The sequence below is a fragment of the Caldimonas brevitalea genome (genome assembly GCF_001017435.1).
In the GTDB taxonomy this organism is placed as follows: Bacteria; Pseudomonadota; Gammaproteobacteria; order Burkholderiales; family Burkholderiaceae_C; genus Caldimonas; species Caldimonas brevitalea.
Window position 1 is genome coordinate 1,053,527 of record NZ_CP011371.1, and the last position, 18,165, is coordinate 1,071,691.

General features: G+C 68.1%; 18 protein-coding genes and 1 riboswitch. Of the genes, 9 read left to right on the forward strand and 9 right to left on the reverse strand.

The features are described 5' to 3' along the window. Positions 1-8 precede the first annotated feature (8 nt). From AAW51_RS04665 to ahcY, 5 genes are all read right to left on the reverse strand, one after another. Positions 9-338, reverse strand: a complete 330-nt coding sequence (locus AAW51_RS04665; RefSeq protein WP_047193663.1) for an AzlD domain-containing protein — start codon at positions 336-338, stop codon at positions 9-11. Next, positions 335-1,084 carry an AzlC family ABC transporter permease gene (locus AAW51_RS04670; RefSeq protein WP_047193664.1) on the reverse strand — a complete coding sequence of 250 codons (750 nt, stop codon included), beginning with the start codon at positions 1,082-1,084 and terminating at the stop codon, positions 335-337. Before AAW51_RS04670 ends, AAW51_RS04665 begins: the two co-directional genes overlap by 4 nt. Before the next feature lie 209 nt (positions 1,085-1,293). Continuing rightward, the gene (metF, locus tag AAW51_RS04675) at positions 1,294-2,142 is read right to left on the reverse strand and encodes a methylenetetrahydrofolate reductase [NAD(P)H] (protein WP_047193665.1); all 849 of its coding nucleotides are present in this window, start codon (positions 2,140-2,142) and stop codon (positions 1,294-1,296) included. 9 nt (positions 2,143-2,151) lie between these two features. Then, on the reverse strand, positions 2,152-2,904 hold the full coding sequence (locus AAW51_RS04680; protein ID WP_335337661.1) for a TlyA family RNA methyltransferase: 753 nt from the start codon (positions 2,902-2,904) through the stop codon (positions 2,152-2,154). A gap of 244 nt (positions 2,905-3,148) precedes the next feature. Continuing rightward, the gene (ahcY, locus tag AAW51_RS04685) at positions 3,149-4,594 is read right to left on the reverse strand and encodes an adenosylhomocysteinase (RefSeq protein WP_047193667.1); all 1,446 of its coding nucleotides are present in this window, start codon (positions 4,592-4,594) and stop codon (positions 3,149-3,151) included. A gap of 99 nt (positions 4,595-4,693) precedes the next feature. After that, positions 4,694-4,766: riboswitch (S-adenosyl-L-homocysteine riboswitch) on the reverse strand. A gap of 183 nt (positions 4,767-4,949) precedes the next feature. Between ahcY and AAW51_RS04690 the strand changes: the two genes are divergently transcribed. After that, complete coding sequence (locus tag AAW51_RS04690) at positions 4,950-6,551, forward strand: peptide chain release factor 3 (RefSeq protein WP_047193668.1); 1,602 nt, start codon at positions 4,950-4,952, stop codon at positions 6,549-6,551. 7 nt (positions 6,552-6,558) lie between these two features. After that, positions 6,559-7,338 (forward strand): HAD family hydrolase, encoded by a 780-nt coding sequence (locus tag AAW51_RS04695; protein WP_047197422.1) that lies wholly within the window; start codon positions 6,559-6,561, stop codon positions 7,336-7,338. Positions 7,339-7,361: 23 nt separating this feature from the next. Here AAW51_RS04695 and AAW51_RS27855 read toward each other — a convergent pair whose 3' ends face one another. Together AAW51_RS27855 and metK are read right to left on the reverse strand one after the other, a co-directional pair. Continuing rightward, a complete protein-coding gene (locus AAW51_RS27855; RefSeq protein WP_053013347.1) occupies positions 7,362-8,837 on the reverse strand; it encodes a diguanylate cyclase domain-containing protein in 1,476 nt (491 codons plus the stop codon). A 365-nt stretch (positions 8,838-9,202) separates the two neighbouring features. Further along, positions 9,203-10,381, reverse strand: coding sequence for a methionine adenosyltransferase (gene metK, locus AAW51_RS04705; protein ID WP_047193669.1), 1,179 nt, complete (start codon positions 10,379-10,381; stop codon positions 9,203-9,205). Between the two features lie 178 nt (positions 10,382-10,559). Between metK and AAW51_RS04710 the strand changes: the two genes are divergently transcribed. From AAW51_RS04710 to AAW51_RS04735, 6 genes are all read left to right on the forward strand, one after another. Then, the gene (locus AAW51_RS04710) at positions 10,560-11,438 is read left to right on the forward strand and encodes a lysophospholipid acyltransferase family protein (protein WP_047193670.1); all 879 of its coding nucleotides are present in this window, start codon (positions 10,560-10,562) and stop codon (positions 11,436-11,438) included. Between the two features lie 2 nt (positions 11,439-11,440). Next, positions 11,441-12,316 (forward strand): LpxL/LpxP family acyltransferase, encoded by an 876-nt coding sequence (locus AAW51_RS04715; RefSeq protein WP_047197424.1) that lies wholly within the window; start codon positions 11,441-11,443, stop codon positions 12,314-12,316. 37 nt (positions 12,317-12,353) lie between these two features. Then, complete coding sequence (dapF, locus tag AAW51_RS04720; protein WP_047193671.1) at positions 12,354-13,205, forward strand: diaminopimelate epimerase; 852 nt, start codon at positions 12,354-12,356, stop codon at positions 13,203-13,205. A 50-nt stretch (positions 13,206-13,255) separates the two neighbouring features. Next, positions 13,256-13,936 (forward strand): DUF484 family protein, encoded by a 681-nt coding sequence (locus tag AAW51_RS04725; RefSeq protein WP_047193672.1) that lies wholly within the window; start codon positions 13,256-13,258, stop codon positions 13,934-13,936. A 61-nt stretch (positions 13,937-13,997) separates the two neighbouring features. Further along, on the forward strand, positions 13,998-14,870 hold the full coding sequence (locus AAW51_RS04730) for a tyrosine recombinase XerC (protein WP_238947880.1): 873 nt from the start codon (positions 13,998-14,000) through the stop codon (positions 14,868-14,870). A 144-nt stretch (positions 14,871-15,014) separates the two neighbouring features. Beyond that, the gene (locus AAW51_RS04735; RefSeq protein ID WP_047193674.1) at positions 15,015-16,202 is read left to right on the forward strand and encodes a class I SAM-dependent rRNA methyltransferase; all 1,188 of its coding nucleotides are present in this window, start codon (positions 15,015-15,017) and stop codon (positions 16,200-16,202) included. A gap of 84 nt (positions 16,203-16,286) precedes the next feature. On the opposite strand, the gene lysA is transcribed toward AAW51_RS04735, so the two are convergent. Together lysA and lptM are read right to left on the reverse strand one after the other, a co-directional pair. Then, the gene (lysA, locus tag AAW51_RS04740) at positions 16,287-17,555 is read right to left on the reverse strand and encodes a diaminopimelate decarboxylase (RefSeq protein ID WP_047193675.1); all 1,269 of its coding nucleotides are present in this window, start codon (positions 17,553-17,555) and stop codon (positions 16,287-16,289) included. Continuing rightward, positions 17,552-17,752, reverse strand: a complete 201-nt coding sequence (gene lptM / locus AAW51_RS31320) for an LPS translocon maturation chaperone LptM (protein WP_083438084.1) — start codon at positions 17,750-17,752, stop codon at positions 17,552-17,554. The genes lysA and lptM overlap by 4 nt, the downstream gene beginning before the upstream one ends. 18 nt (positions 17,753-17,770) lie before the next feature. Between lptM and cyaY the strand changes: the two genes are divergently transcribed. Next, positions 17,771-18,127 (forward strand): iron donor protein CyaY, encoded by a 357-nt coding sequence (gene cyaY / locus AAW51_RS04745; protein WP_047193676.1) that lies wholly within the window; start codon positions 17,771-17,773, stop codon positions 18,125-18,127. Positions 18,128-18,165 lie beyond the last annotated feature (38 nt).

The following is an 18,165-nucleotide window of genomic DNA, read 5'->3' on the forward strand; positions in this document are numbered from 1 at the left end:
GCGCCGCCCTACCAGCCGAGCGCGACGCGCAGCGGCAGGAACACCGCCATGCCGACGAGGATGGTGCCGAGCATGCCCCGGCGCCAGAAGTAATAGACCGTCCCCGCAGCGATGGCGGGCAGCCGGGCGTCCTGCCAGGTGGAGATCAGCGCGCCCTGGGTCATCAACACCTCCGGCGCGATGACGGCCGAAAGTGCCGCGAGCGGCGCATACCGCAGGCCTCGCTTGAGCCAGGCCGGCAGGGGCAGTTCGCGCTCGGGCAGCAGGAAAAAGCCGCGCGTGACCACGGTGATCAACGTCAGGCCTAGGATGGCCAACAGCGTTTCCCAGTCGCTCACCGCGGCGTCTCCTCGTGGCGGCGTGCCTGGCGCTGGGCCTGTTCGGCGGCTTCGACGGCCAGGCCGACCGCGATGGCGGCAGCGATCGCGACCAGGATGTTCAGGCGCAGCGGCAAGGCGTAGGCCGCGACCGCGGCCGCCGCGGCGGTGCCGGCCGCCAGCCAGGTGGCCTTGTCCTGCAGCAGCGAGCAGGTGATGCCGAGCAGCGCCAGCACGCCGGCAAAGCCAAGGCCCCATTCCACCGGAATCGCGTGGGCCAGGGCGATGCCGAGCATCGACGCAGCTTGCCAGGCAAACCAGTTCATCGCGACGCCGCCCCAGAAATAGGGCTCGTGTTCCGCGACCGGCTCCGGTGTCGGAAAGCGTTTCATGAACATCACATAGTTCAGGTCACCGCTGAAGTAACCGAACATGCCGCGTTTCCAGCGCGGAAAGCGCGTGAAATAGGGCCGCCACATCGCGCTGAAGATCACGAAGCGCAGGTTGACGCAGGCGGCCGTGGCCCACACCACCCAGATCGGCGCACCGGCGGCGATCAGGGGCACGGCGGTCAGCTGGGCGCTGCCGGCGAACACCAGCAGCGACATCGTCACGGCGAGCGGCACCGACAAGCCGCTCTTGACCATCGCCACGCCGGTCACCAGGCCCCAGGCGGCGATGCCGAACGAGACGTGGAGCATCTCGTGCGCTCCACGGCGGAACTCGGGATGGCGGGCGGTGGTGCGGATGAACGAGTGAAGCGACATGCAGGCGGGCGACGTGAGCCCGCCATTGTCACTGTTGTGGATTACATCCGCCTGAGCGGGCGGAGGGGGGCGCCCGCCCGAACCCGAGCGAGGCTCAGAAGCGGTAACCGACGCCGACGCCGATCAGCGGCGGGTTGACCTTGAAGGTCATGCGCGCGTGTGCACCACCGGGTGGCGAGGGCACCACCCGGCCACACGGTTCCGCGGTGTCAGCCGCCGAGGCCCAGCCGGCGGCAGATCTCGGTGGTCGCCCCAGCCTGGTTCATCGTATAGAAGTGCAGCCCGGGCACACCTTGCGCACGAAGGCGCTCGCACAGCTGCGTCACGACGTCGAGGCCGAAGGCCTGGATCGAGGCCTTGTCGTCGCCGTAGCCTTGCAACCGGGTGCGGATCCAGCGCGGGATCTCGGCGCCGCAGGCGTCGGAAAAGCGCATCAGCTGCGACGAGTTGGTGATCGGCATGATGCCGGCCACGACCGGGATGTCGACGCCCGCCTTGCGCACGTCGTCGACAAACCGGAAGTAGGCGTCGGCATTGAAGAAGTACTGCGTGATGGCGATGTCCGCACCGGCCTGCACTTTGGCGATGAAGGCCTGCAGGTCGGCTTCTGCCGAGCGCGACTGCGGGTGCACCTCGGGGTAGGCCGCCACTTCGATGTGGAAGTGGGTGCCGGTTTCGGCCCGAATGAAGGCGACCAGGTCGCTGGCGTAGCGGAACTCGCCGAAGCCCCCGTAGCCGGACGGCAGGTCGCCGCGCAGGGCCACGATGCGCCGGATGCCCTCGTCCTTGAACTGCTGCAGCTTCTCGCGAATGCTGTCCTTGCTGGCGCCGATGCACGAGAAATGCGGCGCCGCATCGCAGCCTTCGGCGAGGATGGAGCGCACGGTCTGCAAAGTGCCGTCCTGCGTCGAGCCGCCGGCCCCGTAGGTGACCGAGCAGTACTCAGGGCGCAGCGCATACAGCTTCTGCCGCACCGCGCTCAGCTTGTCGACGCCGTCGGGCGTCTTGGGCGGGAAGAACTCGAGGCTGATCGGCAGGCCTGATGAAAGGTTGCTCATGAGGTGTCCTCAGTCGTTCGGCGCTGCATGCAGCGCCCAGACAAAAAATTCGCGGTTGCCGTCGCCGCCTTGGATCGGGCTGTCGAAATAGTCGCGCACCTGCCAGCCGTTGGCAATGCAGGCGGCGCGTACGCGCTGTTCCACCACCGGGTAGAGCGTCGTGTCCTTGACCAGGCCGCCCTTGCCGACATGCTCCGGGCCGACCTCGAACTGCGGCTTCACCAGCAGCAGTGCGCTGGCACCGAGGTCCAGCCACGCCGCCAGCGACGGCAGCACGCGGGTCAGCGGGATGAAGGACAAGTCGGCCACGATCAGGTCGAAGCGCCGGCCCGCATGGTCGAGCGCAAAGCGGGACCCGCCCAGTTCCTTGGCGTTGATGCCTTCGTAGCACACCACCCGCTCGTCGTCGCGCAGTCGCGCGTGCAGCTGGCCGTGACCCACGTCGATGCCGACCACCCGTGCCGCACCGTGCTGCAGCAGCACGTCGGTAAACCCGCCCGTGCTCTGCCCCACGTCGAGGCAGCAACGCCCCCGCACGTCGAGCCCGGTGCGCGCCAACGCGCCTTCGAGCTTGAGCCCGCCCCGCGAGACAAACCGCAGCTCGGCATCGTCGGTCACCTGCAGCACGCTGCCTTCCGGCAGGTCTTCACCCGCCTTGCGGACGACGGCCCATCCCCGCGGCCCCCGCCAAGAGACCGCTGCCCGCTCGATCAGCCGCTGCGCAGCCGAGCGAGTGGGCGCAAGCCCTTGGGTGACAAGCATTTGGTCAGCGCGCATCGATCGATGAACGAAGTGATGATTCCCGCAAGCAGCGCAACACACGCAGCCCTGACTGAAAGTCAGCGGCTGCGTGCCCGCCGTTGCACGACCCCAGTACGTGCAAATCGCGGGGAGCGGCGGTGCAGCAGGTCGCAGGGCTAGGCGCGAAGCACAGCCATACCGGAAGGTATGGCGAGCATTCGCAACGACGCCCTGCGGCCTGAGGCGCCGCCGAGCCCCGTGATTTTTAGTAGCGGTAGGTGTCGGGTTTGTACGGGCCTTGCTTCTGCACGCCGATGTACGCCGCCTGGTCTTCGGTCAGCTGGGTCAGCTGCGCGTTCAGCTTCTTCAGCTGCAAACGGGCGACCTTTTCGTCGAGGTGCTTGGGCAGCACGTAGACCTTGCCTGCCGCGTAGTAGTCGGGCCGCGTGAACAGCTCGATCTGCGCAATCGTCTGGTTGGCGAAGCTCGACGACATCACATAGCTCGGGTGACCCGTGCCGCAGCCCAAATTCACCAGCCGGCCCTTGGCCAGCAGGATGATGCGCTTGCCATCGGGGAAGATCACGTGATCGACCTGCGGCTTGATCTCTTCCCACTGGTACTGCTCGAGCGACGCGACCTCGATCTCGTTGTCGAAGTGGCCGATGTTGCAGACGATGGCCTGGTCCTTCATGCGGACCATGTGGTCGTGCGTGATGACACTCTTGTTGCCGGTCGCGGTGACGAAGATGTCGGCCTTGTCGGCGGCATATTCCATCGTCACGACACGGTAGCCTTCCATCGCGGCCTGCAGCGCGCAGATGGGGTCGATCTCGGTCACCCACACCTGGGCCGACAGCGCGCGCAGCGCCTGGGCCGAGCCCTTGCCCACGTCGCCATAACCGGCGACCACGGCGATCTTGCCGGCCACCATCACGTCGGTGGCGCGCTTGATGCCGTCCACCAGCGACTCGCGGCAGCCATAGAGGTTGTCGAACTTGCTCTTGGTGACGCTGTCGTTGACGTTGATGGCACGGAACATCAGCGTGCCCTTGGCCGACATCTCGTTCAGACGGTGCACGCCGGTGGTCGTCTCTTCGGTCACGCCGATGATTTCGGCGCTCTTGCGGCTGTACCAGGTGGGGTCTTGCGCCAGCTTGGCCTTGATGGCCGCGAACAGCTCACGCTCTTCTTCGCTGGTCGGGTTGGCGATCAGCGACGCGTCTTTCTCGGCGCGCTTGCCGAGGTGCATCAGCAGCGTCGCGTCGCCGCCGTCGTCGAGGATCATGTTGGGGCCTTCGCCCGGCGTGCCCTTGGCGCCGAAGTCGAAGATGCGGTGGGTGTAGTCCCAATAGTCTTTCAGCGACTCGCCCTTGTAGGCGAACACCGGGGTGCCGGCGGCCACCAGGGCGGCGGCGGCGTGGTCTTGCGTCGAGAAGATGTTGCACGACGCCCAACGGACCTGCGCGCCCAGCGCCTGCAGCGTTTCGACCAGCACCGCGGTCTGGATGGTCATGTGCAGCGAACCGGTGATGCGCGCGCCTTTCAGCGGTTGCTGGGCCGCGAATTCTTCGCGGATGGCCATCAGGCCGGGCATCTCGGTTTCGGCGATCTTGATTTCTTTGCGGCCCCAGGCGGCCTGAGAAAAGTCGGCGATCGCGCAATCGACGCCTTGGTGCTCGGTGTGCAGGGGTTTGACGACAGCGTTCATTCGTTTCTCCAGGATGGAAAAACCGCTGTGTGCTGAAGCAAGGTGCGGCGCAACGCCGGTGGTCGCTCGCGATGGTCGCGCCTCACCCGACAGAACACATACGGGTGAGCGCAGTTGCAAAGACGAAGTTCCGAGCCTGGGGCCGGGCGGCCTTGCAACGCTCCTCGGAAGCCTGCAATTGTAGACACGGTTGAACGGCGTTGCCAGGGTTTCGGCCCGCCGGGCGGCTATTGCGCGCCCAAAACCGGTACGATTCCGCTTCGCGCCGCCCGGCGCCCGCGGCGTCTCGCCGCTTAAGAGCTGAAGTGAGTGGATGCTATCGCATCTAAGTCCGGCTCGTCTGGAGTATTCGTTCGTGTCCTTCGCATCCGAAACGCGGCGCCGCCGCACCTTCGCCATCATTTCCCACCCCGACGCGGGCAAGACCACGCTGACGGAAAAGCTGTTGCTGTTCTCAGGCGCGATCCACATCGCCGGTTCGGTCAAGGCCCGCAAGGCCTCGCGCCACGCGACTTCTGACTGGATGGAGATCGAAAAGCAGCGCGGCATCTCGGTGGCCAGCTCGGTGATGCAGATGCTCTACCGCGAGCATGTCGTCAACCTGCTCGACACCCCGGGCCACAAGGACTTCTCGGAAGACACCTACCGGGTGCTGACGGCGGTCGACTCGGCGCTGATGGTGATCGACGCGGCCAACGGTGTCGAGGCGCAGACCAAACGTCTGATCGAGGTGTGCCGCCAGCGTGACACGCCCATCATCACCTTCGTCAACAAGATGGACCGCGAGGGCCGCGACCCGATCTCGCTGCTTGACGAGATCGAAGCCGAGCTGGGCATGCCCTGCGTGCCGATGACCTGGCCGGTGGGGCAGGGCAAGGCTTTTGGCGGCATCGTCAACCTGCGCCAGCGCAACATGCGCTTGTTCAAGGCGGGTGCCGACCGGGTGACCGACGACGAGGTGGTGCCGCTGTCGGAAGCCGACACGCTGCGACAGCGCTTCGGGCACGACTTCGAGCTGGCCGAACAGAACATCGAGCTGCTCACCGAAGCCGCGCCGGCCTTCGACCTGCAAGCCTTTCTGGCGGCCAAGCAGACGCCGGTGTTCTTCGGCTCGGCTGTCAACAACTTCGGCGTGCAGGAGGTGCTGGACGCGCTGGTCGACCTGGCGCCGTCGCCGGCACCGCGGCAAACCACGACACGGGTCGTCGAGCCCGACGAAGAACAGTTCTCGGGCGTGGTCTTCAAGGTGCAGGCCAACATGGACCCGTCGCACCGCGACCGCATCGCCTTCGTGCGGGTCTATTCGGGTCGCTACGCGCAAGGCATGAAGCTCAAGGTGCAGCGCACCGGCAAGGAGCTGCGCCCGACCAGCGTCGTGACCTTTCTGTCGCAGCGACGCGAGGCGGTCGACGAGGCCTATGCGGGCGACATCATCGGTTTCACGACGCATGGTGGCGTGCAGCTGGGCGACACCATCACTGAAGGCGAGTCGCTGCAGTACACCGGTTTGCCCTTCTTCGCGCCTGAGCTGTTCCAGGCGGTGGAGTTGGCCAACCCGATGAAGAGCAAGCAGCTGCAGGCCGGATTGATGCAGCTGGGCGAAGAGGGGGCGATCCAGGTGTTCCGCCCGCAGGAAGGGGGCGCGATGTTGCTCGGCGCGGTTGGCCAGCTGCAGTTCGAAGTGGTGCAGCACCGGCTCAAGGCCGAGTACAGCGTCGACGTGCGGCTGATGGCGTCGCGCTTCGTCGGCGCGCGCTGGATCACCGCCGACTCTGCCGACGAGCTGAAGAAGTTCACCGACGCCAACGCCAGCAAGCTCGCACTCGACGCCGCCGACACGCTGGCCTACCTGATGACGTCTCCCTACGATCTGCGGCTGACCCAGGAGCGGTTCCCGAAGATCCATTTCCATCCGCTGCGCGAGCACGCCGGGCTGGTGTTGCAAAAGGCCGCCTGAGTTGTTCTTGCGTCCCTTGAGCGACTGGCCGCTCGAACGCCGCCGCGCGGTGCGCGGCCTGTTCACCGACATCGACGACACGCTGACCACCGAAGGTGTGTTGACGCGCGAGGCCGAGGCGGCGCTCGGCGCCTTGCGCGACGCCGGCATCACGGTGGTGGCCATCACCGGCCGGCCCATGGGCTGGTCGCAGCCCTTCGTGCGGCAGTGGCCGGTCGCCGCCATCGTGCCCGAGAACGGGGCGATGGCGTTGTTGCCCGACGGCCGGCAGTGGTTTGTGCAAGACGAGGCGGTGCGGCGCGCCAACGCCGAGCGGCTGGCGGTGGTGGCCCGGCGGGTGCTGGCGGACGTGCCGGGCGCCTGCCTGGCCCGCGACAGTGCCGGGCGGGTCACCGATATCGCCGTCGATCACAGCGAGTTCGCGCACCTGCCACCCGAGCGCATCGAGCAGGTGGTGGCGCTGATGCGCGAGGCCGGCATGGTGGCGACCGTCAGCTCCATCCACATCAACGGTTGGTTCGGGGAGCACGACAAATGGCGCGGCGCGGTCTGGATCGCGCGCGAGTTGCTGGGCATCGACCTGGGCGCCGACCTCGACCGTTGGGCCTATGTGGGCGACTCGACCAACGACCAGGTGATGTTCGAGCGGTTCGACAACAGCGTGGGGGTCGCCAACATCGCCCGCTTCCTGCCGCAGCTGACCCACCGGCCGCGGTATGTGACGCGCGGCGAGCGGGGGGCAGGGTTCGCGGAGGTGGCCGAGGCGCTGCTAGCGGCGCGCGACTGAGCTGCGGCAGCGCTCGCTCGTCGTCAGGCCGCCAGGATGGTCGTGCAGCAGCGGCCCTTGCCGGCGCGTTTGGCTTCGTACATCGCCAGGTCGGCCTGATGCAGCAGCGCGCGCGCATCGATCACGCGACCGCAGTCGGCATGCCAGCCGACGATGCCGATGCTGGCCGACACGGCCACTCGACAGCCTTCGACACGCCGGATGGCTTCGATGTCTTGCAGCACCGCCTGCGCCACCCGGGCCGCGCCGCCGGCCTCGGCTTCCTCGAGGATGAGCACGAACTCGTCGCCGCCCAGGCGACCCACCGTGTCGCAATCCCGCACGTTGTGCTTGAAGCGGCGCGCCACCTCGATCAGCAAGCTGTCGCCCACCGCGTGCCCGTGTTCGTCGTTGACGGCCTTGAAGCCGTCGAGATCGGCGAACACGAGGGCGAGGCCCGAATGGGTGCGAACGGCACGCGCGATGGCCTGTTCGAGGCGGTCTTCGACCAGGCGCCGGTTGGCGATGCCGGTCAGCGCGTCGTGCGTGGCGGCATTGCTCAACTCGGCCGCCTCGCGCATCAGCCGGCGTGTTTCGACCAGCTGTTGTGCGAGGTTCCGATGCGCCTCGGCGAGGGCGCGGTAGCTGCGCCACCAGCCGAGCCCGGCGTACACGGCGGCCGAGCAGAGCAGGGTGGCGAGTGCGAACAGCGCGACTCGGTAGCGGTGCAGTTCCTTCAGCCGGTCGCGAAAGACGTCGTTGATCTGCGCTTCGACCGCCTCGACCGTGGCCGCGGTCGGTGCCTGGAGGGCAGCGGCGGCAGCCCGGTGGGTTTGCTGTTCATGCAGCAACACCGAACGCGCATGGAGTTGCAGCAATTCGCTGGACGCCGACATGTCGGGCAGCGAGTCGGCCGATTGCAGCACCGCTTGCAGGTGGGCGAGGGAGGTGTCGAGCCCGTCGTGCGACGAGCTGTCGGCGTGCGAGAGGAAGCGGAGCAATTCCAGTGTCAGGGCACGCGCTGCGTCGAGTGCGGCAAAGGCGTCGCGGCGTGCCGTCGGCACATCGCGTTGCCGCCGCAGTTCCTCGGTCAGCTGTTCGAGTTGCGTCGGGATGAAGCGCAGCGAGTTCAGCAGGATGGCGTGTTCGGACTTGATGCTCTCGGCGGCTTCGGCCTTGTTCGACAGCGCTTCGCGCAACGCCGCGAGTGACGGCGCCTCGCGGGCGACGCCCAGCGAGACGGCGGCCTCGCCGACGACATCGCGCGCCCGGGTGACCGCGTGCCCCGCGTCCGCCAAGGCGTCGTAGTTGGCCGCGGTCCCGGTCTGGACCTTGAGAATCTGCACCGTCCAGCGCGTGTCGGCCTGTCGCAAGGCCGCCACGTCGCTCAAGGCCTGGCGATGCCGCTCGACAAAGGCTGAATAGGACGTCTGCTGCAGGACGGCCAGTGCGGACACCGCGGCGGTGGCCGCCAGCACCGCCAGCCACAAGAGGCCGGCGCGGCGTAAGGCGCCGGTCATGCCGCGACCCCCTGCCGGGTGACACGGACGCGCGAGGCGGCATGGCACAGGGCTGCTGCTGCTGCTGCCCCCCGCGCATGCCGGCGTCTCGACCGTCCGTTCCGTTTTTCCACTGCTGGCTCCTCTGTCCGGCTCCCCACGAGCCGGTGCGCCCGTCGCGCATGGCGCTCGGGCTGGCTTCGGTCTTATCGGCGATGGACGGGGGGACTTGAGCCTGCGTTTAGGGGGGCTGCGGCCAAGAAAAAACCGCCGGGGTTCGCACCCAGGCGGTTTTTCCGTTGTGGCGCCGGCCGGCTGGCCTTCACATGGCTGGCGCCATGTGAGCCTTGCCGCAAGGCGTCAGGGCCGCTGCGCGGCCGCGGGCCTTACAGGCCCGCCGCTGCACGCAGCGCTTCCGCCTTGTCTGTGGCTTCCCAGCTGAACTCGGGTTCTTCGCGGCCGAAGTGGCCGTAGGCCGCCGTCTTGGAGTAGATCGGGCGCAGCAGGTCGAGCATCTGGATGATGCCCTTCGGGCGCAGGTCGAAGTGCTCGCGCACCAGGGCGGCGATCTTGTCGTCGGGCAGCTTGCCGGTGCCTTCGGTGTAGACCGTGATGTTCATCGGCTGGGCGACGCCGATGGCGTAGGCCACCTGGATCTGACACTGGCGCGCCAGGCCGGCTGCGACGATGTTCTTGGCGACGTAACGCGCCGCGTAGGCGGCCGAACGATCGACCTTGGACGGATCCTTGCCCGAGAACGCGCCGCCACCGTGCGGGCAGGCGCCGCCGTAGGTGTCGACGATGATCTTGCGGCCGGTCAGGCCGCAATCGCCTTGCGGCCCGCCGATCACGAAGCGGCCGGTCGGGTTGACCAGGTAGCGGGTTTCCTTGATCCACTCCTTGGGCAGCACCGGCTTGATGATCTCTTCGACCACCGCTTCGATGAACTGCGGCGTCATCTTGGTGCCGTCGCTCATCTCGGGCGCGTGCTGGGTCGACAGCACCACGGTGTCGATGCTGTGCGGGCGGCCGTTGACATAGCGCATCGTCACCTGGCTCTTGGCGTCGGGGCGCAGCCAGGGCAGGCGGCCGTCCTTGCGCAGCTGGGCCTGGCGCTCGACGAGGCGGTGGGCGTAGTAGATCGGTGCCGGCATCAGCTCGGGCGTTTCGTCACAGGCGTAGCCGAACATCAGGCCCTGGTCGCCGGCGCCCATGTTCAGATGGTCGTCGGACGCGTGATCCACGCCTTGCGCGATGTCGTTGCTCTGCTTGTCGTAGGCGACCAGCACCGCACAGCCCTTGTAGTCGATGCCGTACTCGGTGTTGTCGTAGCCGATGCGCTTGATCGTGTCGCGTGCGACCTGGATGTAGTCGACGTGCGCGTTGGTCGTGATTTCGCCGGCCAGCACCACCAGGCCGGTATTGCACAGCGTTTCGGCGGCGACGCGCGAGCGGGGGTCCTGCTCGAAGATGGCGTCGAGGATCGCGTCAGAGATCTGATCGGCGACCTTGTCGGGGTGTCCCTCGGACACGGATTCGGAAGTAAAGAGAAAATCGTTCGCCACTGTATGACTCCATCTGATGATTGAACCCTGGGCGCGTTGCCGGCTCAAGCTACCTGGAGGAGCGGCGAACGCTTTAGCGGTATTTCTGGACCTTGGTCCGGCAGGCGCTCGCTATGCTTCGCTCCTGCGTCGCCCCGCAAGTTGTTCCTTAAACCGGCGACCGAATGATTATAGAAACATGCAGACCTTGTTTCGTTTCCTTTCTCACTGGCCCTTGGGGCTTTTGCACGCAATTGGTTTCTTTCTCGGCTGGGCCACCTGGTGGGCCTCGCCCACCTATCGCCGGCGCTTCCGCGAGAACGTTGCTCAGTCGGGTTTGCCATGGTCGGCGGTGCGTCCCGCCGTGGGCGCGGCTGGCAAGATGGTGATGGAACTGCCCTGGTTGTGGTTCCGGCCGGCAGACCGCCCGCTGGGTGACAAAGTGCGCTGGCTCAACAGCGAGCTGATCGAGGAAGCCAAGCGGCAAGGGCGCGGGGTGATATTTCTGACGCCGCACTTGGGCTGCTTCGAAGTGACCGCGCAGTCGTATGCCGAGTTGTTCACGGAGCCGGGCAAGCCGATCACCGTGCTGTACCGCCCGGCGCGCAAGGCGGCGATCCGTCCGATCGTCGAGACCGCGCGCCGGCGGCCGGGGTTGGCGGCCGCGCCGGCCAGCCTGGCCGGCGTGCGCCAGATGATCCGGGCGTTGCGGCAGGGCCAGGCGGTCGGGCTGCTGCCCGACCAGGTGCCGCCCGAGGGGCTGGGCGTGTGGGCGCCGTTCCTGGGTCGCCCGGCCTACACGATGACGCTGGCGTCGCGGCTCGCCCAGCAGACCGGCGCCGCGGTGCTGCTGGTCTGGGGCGAGCGGCTGCCGCGCGGGCGCGGCTACGTGGTGCGTGTGGACGCCCTGGAGCCGGCGTTGCCGGAAGGCGGCGCCGATCAAGCACAATCGGCCGCCGCTCTCATCAACCGCGCGATGGAAAGACTCATCCTCCAGTGCCCCGAGCAGTACCTCTGGGGCTATCACCGCTACAAGGAACCGCGCCACGACACAGCCCTCTCGGGCGGGGCGACGTGAACATGACCGCGCGTCTGTTGATCGGGCTGTTGTGGTTGCTGCACTGGCTGCCGCTGGCATGGCTGGCCGCGTTCGGCCGCGGCCTGGGCCGGCTGCTGTACCGGCTGGCCGGCTCGCGCCGGCGTATCGCCTTGCGCAACATCGAGCTGTGTTTGCCGGCGTTGTCGCCCGCCGAGCGCGAGGCGTTGGCGCGGGAGCATTTCCAGTGGCTGACGCGCAGTCTGCTCGAGCGTTCGCTGCTCTGGTACGCGAGCGAAGCGCGGTTGCGCCGCTTGATTCACATCGAAGGTGATGTCGGGCTGGCCGACCGGGCGGAGCGGCCGGTGATGTGGCTGGTGCCGCATTTCATGGGGCTGGATGTCGCCGGCACCGCGGTGCAACTCCATGTGGGCAAGACCGCCACGTCGATCTATCAGGCGCAGAGCAACAAGGTGTTCGACGCGGCGATCCGCAAGGGCCGCAGGCGCTTCGGGCAGGCCGACATCTTTTCGCGCCAGGAGTCGTCCAAGCCGCTGATCCGCTGCATCCGGCAGGGTCAGCCCTTCTTCAACCTGCCCGACATGGACTTCGGCCGGCAGGACGCGGCCTTCATCCCTTTCTTCGGCGTGCCGGCCGCCACGCTGCTGGCACCCTCGCGCATGGCGCGCGCGCTCGACATGGTGGTGCAGCCGGTAGTGACCGAGATCCTGCCGGGCGGGCGCGGTTACCGCGTGCGCTTTCTGCCGCCCTGGACCGACTTTCCGACCGACGACCCCCATGCGGATGCACTGGCGATGAACCGCTGGATCGAGTCCGAAATCAGGGCCAACCCGGCGCAATACCTGTGGGTGCACAAGCGCTTCAAGACCCGGCCGGACGGCGAAGCGCCCTTGTACTGACGCACGTCGCCCGCCAGGGCGGCGGATAATCCGCCCCATGAAGCTGCGCTTTACCAAGATGCAGGGGGCCGGCAACGACTTCGTCGTGCTCGATGCCACCCGCCAGCCCCTGACCCTGACGCCCGAGCAATACCGGCGCCTCGCCGACCGCCGTTTCGGCGTCGGCGCCGACCAGATCTTGATCGTCGGACCGGCGCCGGCGCCCGACGTCGATTTCAGCTACCGCATCGTCAACGCCGACGGCGGTGAAGTCGAGCAATGCGGCAACGGCGCACGCTGCTTCGCGAAATTCGTGCGCGACCAGGGGCTGAGCGAGAAAAGCGCGATCCGCGTCAGCACCCACAGCGGTGTCATCGAGCCCCGCTTGCAGCCCGACGGCCGGGTCACCGTGAACATGGGGGCGCCAGTGTTCGAGCCGGCGCGCATCCCGTTCGACGCTGCCGGCCTGGCGGCGCAGCCGCAGGGCGACCACGCACAGTGGCCGGTCGAGGTGGCGGGCCAGACCGTGCCACTGGCCGTGGCGTCGATGGGCAACCCGCATGCGGTGCTGCGGGTCGACGATGTCGACCGTGCGCCGGTGCACGAACTGGGGCCGAAGCTCGAGTCGCATACGCGCTTTCCGCGCCGCGTGAATGTCGGCTTCCTGCAGGTCGTTTCGCGCTCGCAGGTCCGCTTGCGCGTCTATGAGCGCGGTGCCGGCGAGACGCTCGCCTGCGGCACTGGCGCCTGCGCTGCGGTGGTGCTGGGCATCCGGCTCGGCTGGCTCGACCCGTGGGTCGAGGTCGAAACCCGCGGCGGCCGGCTCGGCATCGAGTGGCAAGGTGCGGGTCACCCGGTCTGGATGACCGGGCCCGCCGTCACCGTCTTCGAAGGCGAAATCGAGATCTAGCGCACGCACGGCCGTGCAGGCCGAGCCCCTGACCCATACCCCCCTACACCATGAGCATCCAAGGCATCACCGAAGACGACATCGCCAACTATCTGGCGCACACCCCCGGCTTTTTCGAGCGCCACGCCGAGTTGCTGGCCAGCGTGCAACTCACCAGCCCGCACGGCCAGCGTGCCGTGTCGCTGCAGGAGCGGCAGATGGAAATGCTGCGCGAAAAGATCAAGGGCCTGGAGTTCAAGCTGGTCGAGATGATCCGCCACGGCCAGGAGAACGTGGCGATTGCCGACAAGCTGCACCGCTGGACCCGGGCCTTGATGCTGGCGGCCGACCCGGCCGATGTCCCGGCCTTGATGGTCGAGGAGTTGAAGAACCAGTTCCTGATTCCGCAGGCGGCGGTGCGCGTGTGGCACGTGCGGCCCGAATACGCCGAGCGGCCGTTCGCGCAGGGCGTGAAGGAGGACACCAAGACCTTCGTCACCAGCCTGACGATGCCGTATTGCGGCGTCAACTCCGGCTTCGAGCCGGTGTCGTGGCTCGACGACTCGGCCACCGTGATGTCGCTGGCGCTGATCCCGCTGCGCCACGGCCTGTCGACCCCGGCGTTCGGCCTGCTGGTGCTCGGTTCGCCCGATCCGACGCGCTACACCGCCGACATGGGCACCGAGTTTTTGATGCGGGTGGGAGAGATCGCCAGCGCCGGGGTGGCCCGCTTGTTGCCGCCGCAAGCCTGAGGAGGCCCGGGTGGACGCGCAGATCGAGCGCTATCTGGAGCACCTGCGCGTGGAGCGCCGCATGGCGCCGTTGACGCTCGAAGCCTATGCGCGCGACCTCGTTTGCCTCGACCGCCTGGCGGGCGAGGCAGGGCTGGCGCTGCCGCAGGTACAGCCGCACCACGTGCGGCGCTGGTCGGCGACGTTGCACGGCGAGGGGCGATCGGGCCGCACGCTGGCCCGCGTGCTGAGCGCCTGGCGCGGGTTGTTCCGCTGGCTGGGCCGGCAAGGCGGCCTGACGCACAACCCGGTGGAAGGGGTGCGCGCACCCAAGGCGCCCAAGCCGCTACCGAAGGCTTTGTCGGTCGACCAGTCGATGCAGTTGGCCGACTTGCAGCGCACCGACACCGATCCGGTGCTGGAAGCGCGCGACCGCTGCCTGGTGGAGCTGTTGTACGGCTGCGGCCTGCGCATCAGCGAACTGGTGGGGCTGGACGTGCAGGCCAGTGGCGTCGCACGCGGCTGGATCGACCTGACCGCGGGCGAGGCCCAGGTGCTGGGCAAGGGCGGCAAACGCCGCTCGGTGCCGATCGGCGCGGCGGCGCAACAGGCGCTGGCGGCGTGGCTGGTCATCCGGCCGGGCCTGGTCAAGCAGGACGCGGCGCCGCTGTTCCTGGGCCGACGCGGGACGCGCTTGACCGCCGAGCAGATCCGCTCACGGCTGAAGCAACGGGCGATCGAGGCCGGCGTGCCGACGCATGTCCATCCCCACATGCTGCGCCACTCGTTCGCATCGCACCTGCTGCAGTCCAGCGGTGACCTGCGCGCGGTGCAGGAGTTGCTGGGCCATGCCAACATCTCGACGACACAGGTCTACACCAAGCTCGACTTCCAGCACCTGGCCAAGGTCTACGACGCGGCCCATCCGCGCGCCAAGCGCTCCAACAACCGTTGATCCGAACCGGCCGCCCGAGGCCCGCTTGAGACCTATCGCATCCGCAACCCGACAACACCCCATCGCCACACGCGGGCCGGCTCAGGCCGCGTGTGCAGCGGTGGTCGTTCTTCTGCCCCATCCGATTCCAGCAGGCCCTCATCCATGAAAGTCATCACACTGCGCGAAGGCAAGGAGCGTTCGCTGCTGCGCCGCCATCCCTGGGTGTTCCAGGGCAGCATCGCCAAGGGCAAGGCCGACCCGGGCGAAACCGTACGGGTGGTCGCCAGCGACGGGCGTTTTTTGGCCTGGGCCGCGTACAGCCCCACCTCGATGATCCGCGTGCGGGCCTGGAGCTTCGACGAAGCCGAGCGCATCGACGACGGCTTTTTCGAGCGCCGCATCCGCCGCGCGCTCGCAGTGCGCAGTCGCTTGCCCGTCGCCAGCGACGCGGTGCGCTTGATCCACGGCGAGGCCGATGGCTTGCCAGGCCTGATCGTCGACCGCTACGGCGACACGCTGAGCGCCCAGTTCCTGTCGACCGGCACCGAGCACTGGAAAGCCACCATCGCCGAGCAGTTGCTGCAGGCGACCGGGCTGACCCGGTTGTACGAGCGATCCGACTCGGGCGTGCGCGGCCTCGAAGGGTTGGAGCCGGTCACCGGCTGGCTGCGCGGCGGTGGGGCGACCGAGCTGACGATCCAGGAACACGACTGGCGGCTGACGCTGGACGTGGCCGAAGGCCACAAGACCGGCTTCTATCTGGACCAGCGCGACAACCGCAAGCTGTTCGCCGACACGGTGCGCCACCTGGGTTTGCAGCGGGTGTTGAACTGCTATTGCTACACGGGCGGCTTCAGCGTCGCCGCGCTGGCTGGCGGGGCGCAGCAGGTGGTCAGCGTGGACTCGTCCGGCCCGGCGCTGGCGCGTGCGCAGGCGCACGTGGAACTGAACGGTTTCGAGACCGGTCGCCACGAAGCGCTGGACGCCGACGTCAACGAGACGTTGCGGCGCTGCCTGAAGGAAGGGCGCACGTTCGACGCCATCGTGCTCGACCCGCCCAAGTTCGCGCCGACCGCCGCGCACGCCGAGCGCGCCGCGCGCGCCTACAAGGACATCAACCGGCTGGCGTTCAAGCTGTTGGAGCCCGGCGGCGCGCTGTTCACCTTCTCGTGCTCGGGCGGCATCGGGGCCGAGTTGTTCCACAAGATCGTCGCGGGCGCCGGCCTGGACGCCGGCGTCGACGGATTGATTTATGCGCGTCTCGGCGCCGCGCCGGACCACCCGATGACCATCACCTTCCCGGAAGGGGAATACCTGAAAGGCCTGGTGGTGCTGAAAGGGGCTGCCTGACGCGTCGAGGCGCGGTGGGCCGGCCTGACAGGCAGGCGTGCCGCAACCGCCACGACGGGCCTGAGCGGCGCCTTGGCGCGCCGTTCAGGCGAGCAGGCGCTCGCCCTTGAACAAATCGGCCACCGATTCGCGTTCGCGCACCAGTTGCGCCTCGGTGCCGCGCACCATCACCTCGGCGGCGCGGCCGCGGGTGTTGTAGTTGCTGGCCATGCTCATCGAGTAGGCCCCGGCCGACAGCACCGCCAGGCGGTCGCCCGCCTGCACTGCCAGCGCACGGTCGCGGCCCAGCCAGTCGCCCGATTCGCAGACCGGCCCGACCACGTCGTAGGTGACCGGCGTCTCGTCGCGCTGGCGCAGCGGGTCGATGCGCATGTAGGCCTGGTACATCGCGGGACGCATCAGGTCGTTCATCGCCGCGTCGACGACGCAGAAGTTCTTCGCTTCGCCGGGCTTCAGGTACAGCACCTCGGTCAGCAACACGCCGGCGTTGCCGACCAGCGAACGACCCGGCTCCATCAGCACCTTGCGATGCCCGTGGCCGCGCGCGTCGATGCGCTGCAGCAGGCTGCCGATCAGCACGTCGGCCGCCGGCGGTTGCTCGTCGGTGTAGCGGATGCCGAGGCCGCCGCCGAGGTCGAGGTGTTGCAGCGTGAGGCCGGTGGCCTCGATCGCTTCGACCAGGTCGAGGACACGGTCGAGCGCGTCGAGGTAGGGGCCGGGTGTCGTGATCTGCGAGCCGATATGGCAGTCGATGCCGGCCGCCGCGAGGCCCGGCAACTCGGCCGCGCGGCGGTAGGCGGCGAGGGCGCCGTCGTGCGCGATGCCGAACTTGTTGCCCTTCAGGCCGGTGGAGATGTAGGGATGGGTGTTGGCGTCGACGTCGGGGTTGACGCGCAGGCTGATGTGGGCGGTGCGGCCTTCGGCCACCGCGACCTGCGACAGCACCTCGAGCTCGGCCTCGCTCTCGACGTTGAAGCACAGCACGCCGGCGTCCAGCGCACGGCGCATTTCGGCGCGCGTCTTGCCGACGCCGGAGAACACCACCTTGCCCGGATCGGCGCCGGCGGCCAGCACCCGTTCGAGTTCGCCGCCGGAGACGATGTCGAAACCGCAGCCGGCGCGCGCGAAGGTCTGCAGCACCGCCAGGTTGGCATTGGCCTTCATCGCATAGCAGATCAGGTGATCCCGCCCGGCGAAGCCGCGCTGGTAGGGCGCGAGGGCCGCCAGCATCGCGGCCTGTGAATAGACATACAGCGGCGTGCCATGGCGCCCCGCCAGCTCGTCGAGCGAACAGTCTTCGAGAAACAGCTCCTTGCCGCGATAGGCAAGGAACGGGGAGCCAGGCAGGGTCATCGAGAAGCAGGCGTGGAAGGCGCGGGCGCGGAGGCCGCGGGGGGCGCAGCGGCAGAGGCCGCGCTGGCGCGGCTGGCCGGGCCTTGCGGCGCCGCGGCGCTGGGCAGGTAGAGCGGCCCCTTCTGGCCGCAGGCGGAGAGGCCGGCGATGAAGGCAGTGGCGAGGCCGGCGGCTAGAATCAGGGCCCTATTGGACATCCAGCGATTCTACTGGCGATGACGCTCCAACCCACGCCCCTCAGCGACTCCGAATACCACAGCAAGTCACACGCGGTGCTCGCCGCCGTGGAGGCGCGGGTCGACCAGCTGCTGCAGGACGACGTGGTCGACATCGACACCCAGCGCACCGGCGGCCTGCTCGAGCTGAGCTTTCCGAACGGCAGCAAGATCATCCTGAACACCCAGCCGCCGCTGCACGAGATCTGGATGGCCGCGCGTTCGGGTGGCTTCCACTACAAGTATGTGGACGGCCGCTGGCTCGACACGCGCACCGCCCAGGAGTTTTTCGAAGCCCTGTCGGCCTGCGCGACCGAGCAGGCCGGGCGGCCGCTGAGCTTCACGGCGCCGGCCTGAACGGGCGCCGGGCGGGCGCGGCACGCACCCGCGGGCAG

Bases quoted from the DNA above. Each gene is read 5' to 3' on its own strand.
- AAW51_RS04670 (WP_047193664.1), bottom strand. From the start codon at position 1,084: ATGTCGCTTCACTCGTTCATCCGCACCACCGCCCGCCATCCCGAGTTC.
- metF (WP_047193665.1), bottom strand. From the start codon at position 2,142: ATGAGCAACCTTTCATCAGGCCTGCCGATCAGCCTCGAGTTCTTCCCG.
- AAW51_RS04680 (WP_335337661.1), bottom strand. From the start codon at position 2,904: ATGCTTGTCACCCAAGGGCTTGCGCCCACTCGCTCGGCTGCGCAGCGG.
- ahcY (WP_047193667.1), bottom strand. From the start codon at position 4,594: ATGAACGCTGTCGTCAAACCCCTGCACACCGAGCACCAAGGCGTCGAT.
- AAW51_RS27855 (WP_053013347.1), bottom strand. From the start codon at position 8,837: ATGACCGGCGCCTTACGCCGCGCCGGCCTCTTGTGGCTGGCGGTGCTG.
- AAW51_RS04710 (WP_047193670.1), top strand. From the start codon at position 10,560: ATGCAGACCTTGTTTCGTTTCCTTTCTCACTGGCCCTTGGGGCTTTTG.
- AAW51_RS04715 (WP_047197424.1), top strand. From the start codon at position 11,441: ATGACCGCGCGTCTGTTGATCGGGCTGTTGTGGTTGCTGCACTGGCTG.
- dapF (WP_047193671.1), top strand. From the start codon at position 12,354: ATGAAGCTGCGCTTTACCAAGATGCAGGGGGCCGGCAACGACTTCGTC.
- AAW51_RS04725 (WP_047193672.1), top strand. From the start codon at position 13,256: ATGAGCATCCAAGGCATCACCGAAGACGACATCGCCAACTATCTGGCG.
- AAW51_RS04730 (WP_238947880.1), top strand. From the start codon at position 13,998: ATGGCGCCGTTGACGCTCGAAGCCTATGCGCGCGACCTCGTTTGCCTC.
- AAW51_RS04735 (WP_047193674.1), top strand. From the start codon at position 15,015: ATGAAAGTCATCACACTGCGCGAAGGCAAGGAGCGTTCGCTGCTGCGC.
- lysA (WP_047193675.1), bottom strand. From the start codon at position 17,555: ATGACCCTGCCTGGCTCCCCGTTCCTTGCCTATCGCGGCAAGGAGCTG.
- lptM (WP_083438084.1), bottom strand. From the start codon at position 17,752: ATGTCCAATAGGGCCCTGATTCTAGCCGCCGGCCTCGCCACTGCCTTC.
- cyaY (WP_047193676.1), top strand. From the start codon at position 17,771: ATGACGCTCCAACCCACGCCCCTCAGCGACTCCGAATACCACAGCAAG.